Below are 6,473 nucleotides of genomic sequence, written 5' to 3' on the forward strand. Positions count from 1 at the left end.
GCGGCTCCAGTTAGTCGCTCACGGCCATGACGCGCTCGACCGATGTTGCGGTTTGGGCATCGACCCGACCCACGTTCGGCACAACGCGTAGGATGGGTAGAGCGCAGCGAAACCCATCGGGTTCTTTGCGGAGGAGCGATGATGGGTTTCGCTGCGCTCTACCCATCCTACCAGCTACTGAAATTTCCAACGCCCACCTTCAGGCAAGCTCGCAGGACGGGTTGAGAGGATGTCACGGGCCTGAAACGCCGGAACCTGTCGCGCCCCCCCGATCGCAGTACCAGTTTGAACAACAATCGGGGACACCCTACCCCGCCTTGGCAAGCACGGGCACGCCGTCGATCGCGAGCCTGACCTTGCCGCGGCCTTCGTGACACAACCGAACAGGCAAGTTCTTTTCGTCGAGCCGCCGGCGCAGCAGCAGGAGTCGTGTTTCCAGATTGTCCTTGATCTCCGGCAGTCGCAACGCTTCCGCCAGGCGGATCTCGCGGTTGGTGAATTGGCTCCGGCCTTCCTTGATGTAGACGTCCAGCATGAAGGCCAGGAGGCGGCCTGCGACGCCCTTGATAACGTAGGCGCTGTCGATGAAGATGCTGTCGTCAAAATGGTGATGCAGGACCTGAATGACACGGCTGCTGACGCGCTCGGGCGCCGCCTGCGGCGCTGTCGGCGCCGCCTCCGAGGCGAGCGTTTCACAGAGCGCAAGAGCAAGCGCGCTTTGCTCGGCGACCATTCCCAGCGCCATCTCGTGGACCGCGCCGAACGCAAGCCTCTCCCGGCTTTCCACGAACAGCACGCCGCGCACGATCCCTTGCGCCAGCAGGGGCACCGCCATTTGGCTCATCGCGTCCGGCAAGCCGGGCAGCGCGATCGTTCTCGTCCGGTTTTCATCGGCGGAGGATGTCGCTTCAATCGCCCCCCGAAACCGACGCACCCGGCTCATATCGCTGATCTTGACCGAGTGCCTTGCGGAAGCGGAAACGCCGATCAGTCCGTCGTCAAACAGGACTTCCGAACCAATGCCAAAGCGGCTGTAGCCCCTGCTCGCTACGGTCGTGAGCAGGCGGTGGGCATCGTCACTCAACAGCAGGATCGCATGGTCGAAACCAAGCTCGTCCGAGATACCTTTGAGCATTGCAGCAACGACACCGTCGGTATCCGTCTGCGCGGCGATGGCCTTCATCACGCGGCCGACCGCCATCAGATCAGGTGCTGGCGACGGAACGCCGATGTCGGCAATCTGAGAGGAACACGCGACGGCAGAGATGGCGTCGACCCGAAAAATATCGACTGCTCTCAGACGCATGATCCCGGCCATGCCGACCTGCACACTGCTCGCCCGCAACTGGTTGGACACCTGCTCAAACAGAGAGCCATCATCCCGTGAAGACACCCACGTAACGTCGAGCCTGAACTGCCCTCCGTGACGGGCGCTGACGAGCATCAGCGCTGCTTGCGGATTGGCGCGGATATTCGCCGCGGTCTTGGCGAAGAACTGATTGAAGATCGCGACGTGATCGTCATCGACCATCACGACGTGCGACAGGTAGGAGATGTTCGGCGTACCGTCCGCCGCCGTGCTTGCAATGATCGACGGTATGACACCTTCGAAGCAATCGTGGAGATCACGAAGCCGCATCATTGGGCCCCGCCCTTACGGCCGTTCCGGCCTTCGGACCCGGCGTCTGAACGTAGATCTCGCTGACGCGCAGAGATGCAACGACCGGCTCCTCCTCAATCAACCACGGCTGCACAAATTCGCTGGGCAGGCCGAGCCCGCTGAACACGGCGACGATGCCAGCCCGGTACCGGCGCGATAGAGCCAGGTCCGCGTCTTCTGCGGCACGCAGGCGCGCGACACCTTTCAGTTGATACGACACGTAATCCGAAGGCCGTGCGAAGGTGACCGCAGCTTGCCCGTTGGCATCAAGATTCGAGATCGTCTGGGCCCACAGCCGGGAGGACAGAATCACTTCGACGCTGTCGTCGCTCGCGACACGGGCGCCAGCGCCGCGCCGATCGACGGACGATTTGCCGCATCGCGCGTTCCGACGATGATCATGACGGGACTGGCGATGAAGTGCTTGATCTCGTCGGTCAATCGCATTCGGCCCTCCTTACAGGCCCCGCTTAGGAAAATCGTAGGAGTCGTCCACTGGCGGTTAGGAAACATTTAGCAGCCCACACTGGAGTTGCGAACTATAGGCGGTGCCCTTGACACCAAGGAGGATGCCACCATGCACAACCCCAAAGATGCTGTCGCGATCATCGGAGCCGGCCCGGGCGGGCTGGTGACGGCCCGCTGGCTCGCGCAGCACGGCTTCGAGCCTGTCCTGTTTGAGAGCGGCGAAAGACTGGGCGGCCAGTGGAATGCATCCGGTCGAGCGAGTGCGACCTGGGCCGGAATGCGCACCAATACCAGCCGCGTCATGTCGGCTTTCTCGGACCTCGATCATGCGCAAGGTGTCGCGACCTATCCGCGCCAGGACCAAATGCTCAGCTATCTCGAGCGCTACGCCAGCAAGTTCGACCTCGTGCGGCGCATCCGCTTTGGGACACGCATCGAGCGGCTCGAAGCTCGGCAGACGGCCGCTGGCGCGTCCGCGCGCGGTCCGATGGAACGGCGCGCGAGGAAATCTTCCGCTACGTCGTCGTCGCTTCCGGCGCTCATGTCTCGCCCGCCATACCCGAAATTCCCGGCATCGAGACCTTCACGGGCGCGCTCGGCGTCGCCCATACCGCACAATATAGCGGGACGGAGCGCTACCGCGGCCGCTCGGTTCTCGTTGCAGGCTGCTCGATCAGCGCCCTGGAGATCGCCTCCGACCTCGCCTTCGGCGGCGCAAATGTAACGTCCGCCTATCGTCGTCAGCGCTATATCGTACCCAAGCTGATCGCAGGCGTGCCGGCCGAGCATGTGATGTTCAACCATGCAGCCGCCCTTGCCGGCGAAGTGCTTCCAGCCGAGGCGTTGGCTGAGGGACTGAAGGCGTTGGTGCTGAGGTCGGCAGGCCGCCCCGATCAGTTCGGCGCGCGGACACCGGACGCTAATGTCTTCGCGGCCGGCATCGCCCAGTCGCAGAATTTCCTGCCGGCGGTGGCCGAGGGCCGGATCGCCGTGCGGCCCTGGCTGGAACGCGTTGACAAAGGCCGCGTCCATTTCACCGACGGAAGCTGCAGCGAGCCCGACGCCATCCTGTTTGCAACCGGCTACGGCCTGTCGTTGCCGTGGCTCGCGCCTGACCTCGCGAAGACCCTGAATTTCGATGGCCGGGCGCTCGAACTGCACGTTCACACCTTCCATCCGGATCTCAAGGGACTGGCTTTCGTCGGGCTCTACAATCTGGTCGGCCCCTATCTTCCGGTGCTGGAATTGCAGGCTCGCTGGATCGCCTACTCGCTCGCAGGTCTCGCACCCCTGCCATCGCGCGCGCAGATGGAGGAAGGACTGGCAGCGTGCCGGACGATGCGGGAACGTGGCCAGCAACCGGTGCTGCATGAACTCGCGGTCACGCTCGCGCGCCATGCCGGCGTGGAGCCTGAGCCAGCGCGCTGGCCTGATCTGGAGCGTGCGCTGCTGTTCGGCCCGTTGTCGCCGATCTCGTTCCGCCTGCATGGGCCGGATCGCCTGGACGAAGCGCCGGCGCGTACACAAGCCGCAGCTGAAGCGTTCGGCGCGATAAGGGGAATGACCTTGACAGCCGAAGAGCTGCAAATGCGAAACCTGATCGGTACCCGATCCGCAGTCTCGGCTTGAGGCACAAATTCGACAGCGGGCGCTCTTCGCAGCGTCCGCTGGACCATCCGAGGAGTTGGCGATGCCGTGGCCGACATGCTCGACCGATCTTGCGGTTTGGCATGGAGCGATCCGGCCACTTTAAGCAGAACGCGTAGGATGGGTAGAGCGCAGCGAAACCCATCGGTTTCTTTGCGGAGGAGCGCTGATGGGTTTCGCTGCGCTCTACCCATCCTACCAGCTACGCAAGCCGCCTCAACCGCCGGCCATCAGCTCCTTCGCCAGCGCCATGTAGGCCGGCAGCGTCACGGGGTCGTTGGCGGCGTTGCCCGCCACGGGGTGCGATGCATAGCGCGCGATCACCATCTCGGCCTTGGGATCGATGTAGATGCCCTGGCCGTGAACGCCGCGCGCCATGTAGGCGCCGTGCGCATTGTGCGTGACCCACCACTGATTGCGATAGGAGGCACCTGGCAACGTGGTGTAGCCGGTCGGTTTGAATTTTCCGGGGTCGCCGCCGCGCGCGATGTCCTCGACGACGGATGAAGGCACGATCTGGCGGCCGTTGAAGCGGCCGTGATTGCGCATGGTCTCGCCGAAGCGGGCGAGATCGCGCAACGTTGTGGAAAGGCCGCCACCGCCGCTCTCAGTGCCGATGCGATCGACGTGATAATGCGCATCTTCCTCCGCGCCCATCGGAGTCCAGATGCGCTCCGAGAGAAGGTCTGACAGCGTCATGCCGCTCGCGCGCCTGATGATCCAGGCCAGCACGTCGGAATTGACGGTCTTGTAGGCAAACGCCTTGCCGTGCTCGCCCTGCTTCTGTTGCGCAACGAGGAAATCGAAAATCGTGGTCGCGCCTTCATAGTCCGGCGGGATCGGCGCCATGCCGTTCGCCCGCCGCAGCCCCCACACATCGGAATTCCTGTCGGTATAGACTTCGGTGTAGGCGAGCCCCGTGGTCATATCCATGGCCTCATGCACGCGCGCATCGCCGAACGCGCTCGCCTTCAGCTCCGGCACATACTCCGTAACAGGCGCCTGCGGATCGATCTTGCCCTCCGCGATCAGGATGCCGGCGAGCGTGCCGGTGAACGACTTCGTCACCGACATACCGATGTGCGGCTTGTGCGGCTTCAGCGCACCAAAGTAGCGCTCGTGGATCAGCTTGCCCCGATGCAACACGGCGATGCCGTCGGCATAGGTTTCCTCCAGCATCTTCGCGAACGTCATGGGCCGCCCGTCCATGGTGGTCGAGGCGACCGCGCCGATGTCGTGATCCTCCCGCGGCAGCGCCGACACTGGCCCTGCCCCGCGCCAGACGTTCACTGTCGGCACCAACTGGCGGATGTTGCTCCAGGCCCAGCGCAGCTCGGGGAAGTTGCGGAACGAGCCGTCCTGGAAGGTGATGGTGCGGTCGGGAGCTGGTGGGAAGCCGCGCATCCAGCCGAGGGATTCGGGGTTTGTTTCGGTAGAGGTGGCTGGTCGGGTGGGGTTAGGCGCGATTGACATGGGCACTGCTCCGGAGGCGGCGGTGCAGATTCGTATCATGGGGGACTGTGGCGTACATCCGACGTTAGCGCTGAACACCTGCGCAACAATCAGGACGGCGGCAACTCGCTGAAGGGATCGAGCACAGGCACGCCGAGGGGCTCGAAATGCCTGGCGTTGCGCGACAGAATCGTCAGCGAGTGCTGGCGTGCAGTGGCGGCAATGATGATATCCGCAAATCCAGGTGCATGCCCCTGCCCGCGAGCTCGATCCGATACCTCCCCGGCGAGCCGCGCGGTCGGCGTGTCGAATACCAGGATTCGATCGCCATAGAGGTGCAACACGGCGTCAAGCCATTGGGCCAAATCTTTGCTCCTGCGCGTGGCTTTCTCGCGTCGCAGCTTGGCTATTCCGTCCTCGATCTCTGCAATCGTTACGACGGACAAAAACAAGGAGACGGAATGCGCCTCCATCCATTCGACGAGTGCGGCGGGCGCCGGCCGGTTCGGCGAGACCGCAGATATGACGTTGGTATCGACGAGGTACACGTCTCAGAAATCTGTCTTGCGCAACTTAGAGCGATTGCGCGCCGGCAGATCGCCAGCTCTCACTGGCGCTGCCATCAGCAGGCGCCCGAAGCTCGGGACCTGAGACAGCCGCCGCCACTCCTCGTAGCTCAACACCACAGCCTGCTTCTTGCCGTGGCGCGTGATCACCGCCGGCTTGCCGTCGATAGCCTCATCGACGACTGCGGAGAGATTGGCCTTTGCGTCACGGAGTTGGATTTCGCGCATGGGACACCAATATGACCACTGTAGTCATATAGGAGAACTTCGCTTGTTTCAAGAGCGCCGTCCGACCAACCTCGCAACTTCCGCATGGCGCCCGTCCACATCAGCTTTTAGTCGGGCGTTTCCCAAATGTGCGAAGGTAATGGAGGGCAAGCCCTACCGTTGTCGCGGGCGTCAGACGCGACGAAATCGACGCATAATTCGATTGAGGCCAATGCAAGCCAATCTTACCGGCGGTCCAAGCCTTGAAATCCTCGGAGTTCAGCGCCTCCTCCAGATCAGGCGCAAGCTTCTCTTCAATTCTGAACGCTTTCAGCGGTGGACTCAACCGGTCGGTGCAACACACTAATCCTTTAGCAGAGATGGAGTGTGGGCATGAAGCAGCGACGTCGCATCTATTATTCTGCGGTTCAGCGGTCTGAGATCTGGGATCGCTGGCAGGCTGGCGAGTCCAT

At 62.9% G+C, this 6,473-nt stretch carries 7 protein-coding genes and 1 pseudogene; 1 reads left to right on the top strand and 7 read right to left on the bottom strand.

Annotated elements, in window-relative coordinates:
• Nucleotides 1-307: 307 nt before the first annotated feature.
• The 3 genes from AC629_RS33840 to AC629_RS47220 are packed head-to-tail and all read right to left on the bottom strand — an operon-like array spanning nucleotide 308 to nucleotide 2,107.
• A complete protein-coding gene (locus AC629_RS33840; protein ID WP_084809129.1) occupies nucleotides 308-1,642 on the bottom strand; it encodes a pyridoxamine 5'-phosphate oxidase family protein in 1,335 nt (444 codons plus the stop codon).
• The gene (locus tag AC629_RS33845; RefSeq protein ID WP_084809130.1) at nucleotides 1,626-1,973 is read right to left on the bottom strand and encodes a hypothetical protein; all 348 of its coding nucleotides are present in this window, start codon (nucleotides 1,971-1,973) and stop codon (nucleotides 1,626-1,628) included. The genes AC629_RS33840 and AC629_RS33845 overlap by 17 nt, the downstream gene beginning before the upstream one ends.
• Nucleotides 1,970-2,107 (bottom strand): hypothetical protein, encoded by a 138-nt coding sequence (locus AC629_RS47220; RefSeq protein ID WP_168195643.1) that lies wholly within the window; start codon nucleotides 2,105-2,107, stop codon nucleotides 1,970-1,972. Before AC629_RS47220 ends, AC629_RS33845 begins: the two co-directional genes overlap by 4 nt.
• A gap of 130 nt (nucleotides 2,108-2,237) precedes the next feature.
• Between AC629_RS47220 and AC629_RS33850 the strand changes: the two are divergent.
• Nucleotides 2,238-3,757, top strand: a pseudogene (locus tag AC629_RS33850) (flavin-containing monooxygenase).
• A 234-nt stretch (nucleotides 3,758-3,991) separates the two neighbouring features.
• Here the strand turns inward: AC629_RS33850 and AC629_RS33855 are convergent.
• From AC629_RS33855 to AC629_RS47865, 4 genes are all read right to left on the bottom strand, one after another.
• Nucleotides 3,992-5,248, bottom strand: coding sequence for a serine hydrolase domain-containing protein (locus AC629_RS33855; RefSeq protein WP_084809131.1), 1,257 nt, complete (start codon nucleotides 5,246-5,248; stop codon nucleotides 3,992-3,994).
• Nucleotides 5,249-5,337: 89 nt separating this feature from the next.
• Nucleotides 5,338-5,775 (bottom strand): type II toxin-antitoxin system VapC family toxin, encoded by a 438-nt coding sequence (locus AC629_RS33860; protein ID WP_084809132.1) that lies wholly within the window; start codon nucleotides 5,773-5,775, stop codon nucleotides 5,338-5,340.
• Nucleotides 5,776-5,778: 3 nt separating this feature from the next.
• Nucleotides 5,779-6,021 (bottom strand): type II toxin-antitoxin system Phd/YefM family antitoxin, encoded by a 243-nt coding sequence (locus tag AC629_RS33865; RefSeq protein WP_084809133.1) that lies wholly within the window; start codon nucleotides 6,019-6,021, stop codon nucleotides 5,779-5,781.
• A gap of 100 nt (nucleotides 6,022-6,121) precedes the next feature.
• Nucleotides 6,122-6,473 (bottom strand): hypothetical protein (locus AC629_RS47865; protein ID WP_210419149.1); only part of this gene is annotated, 352 nt, incomplete at its 5' end.

Source organism: Bradyrhizobium sp. NAS80.1 (assembly GCF_001908205.1).
In the GTDB taxonomy this organism is placed as follows: domain Bacteria; phylum Pseudomonadota; class Alphaproteobacteria; order Rhizobiales; family Xanthobacteraceae; genus Bradyrhizobium.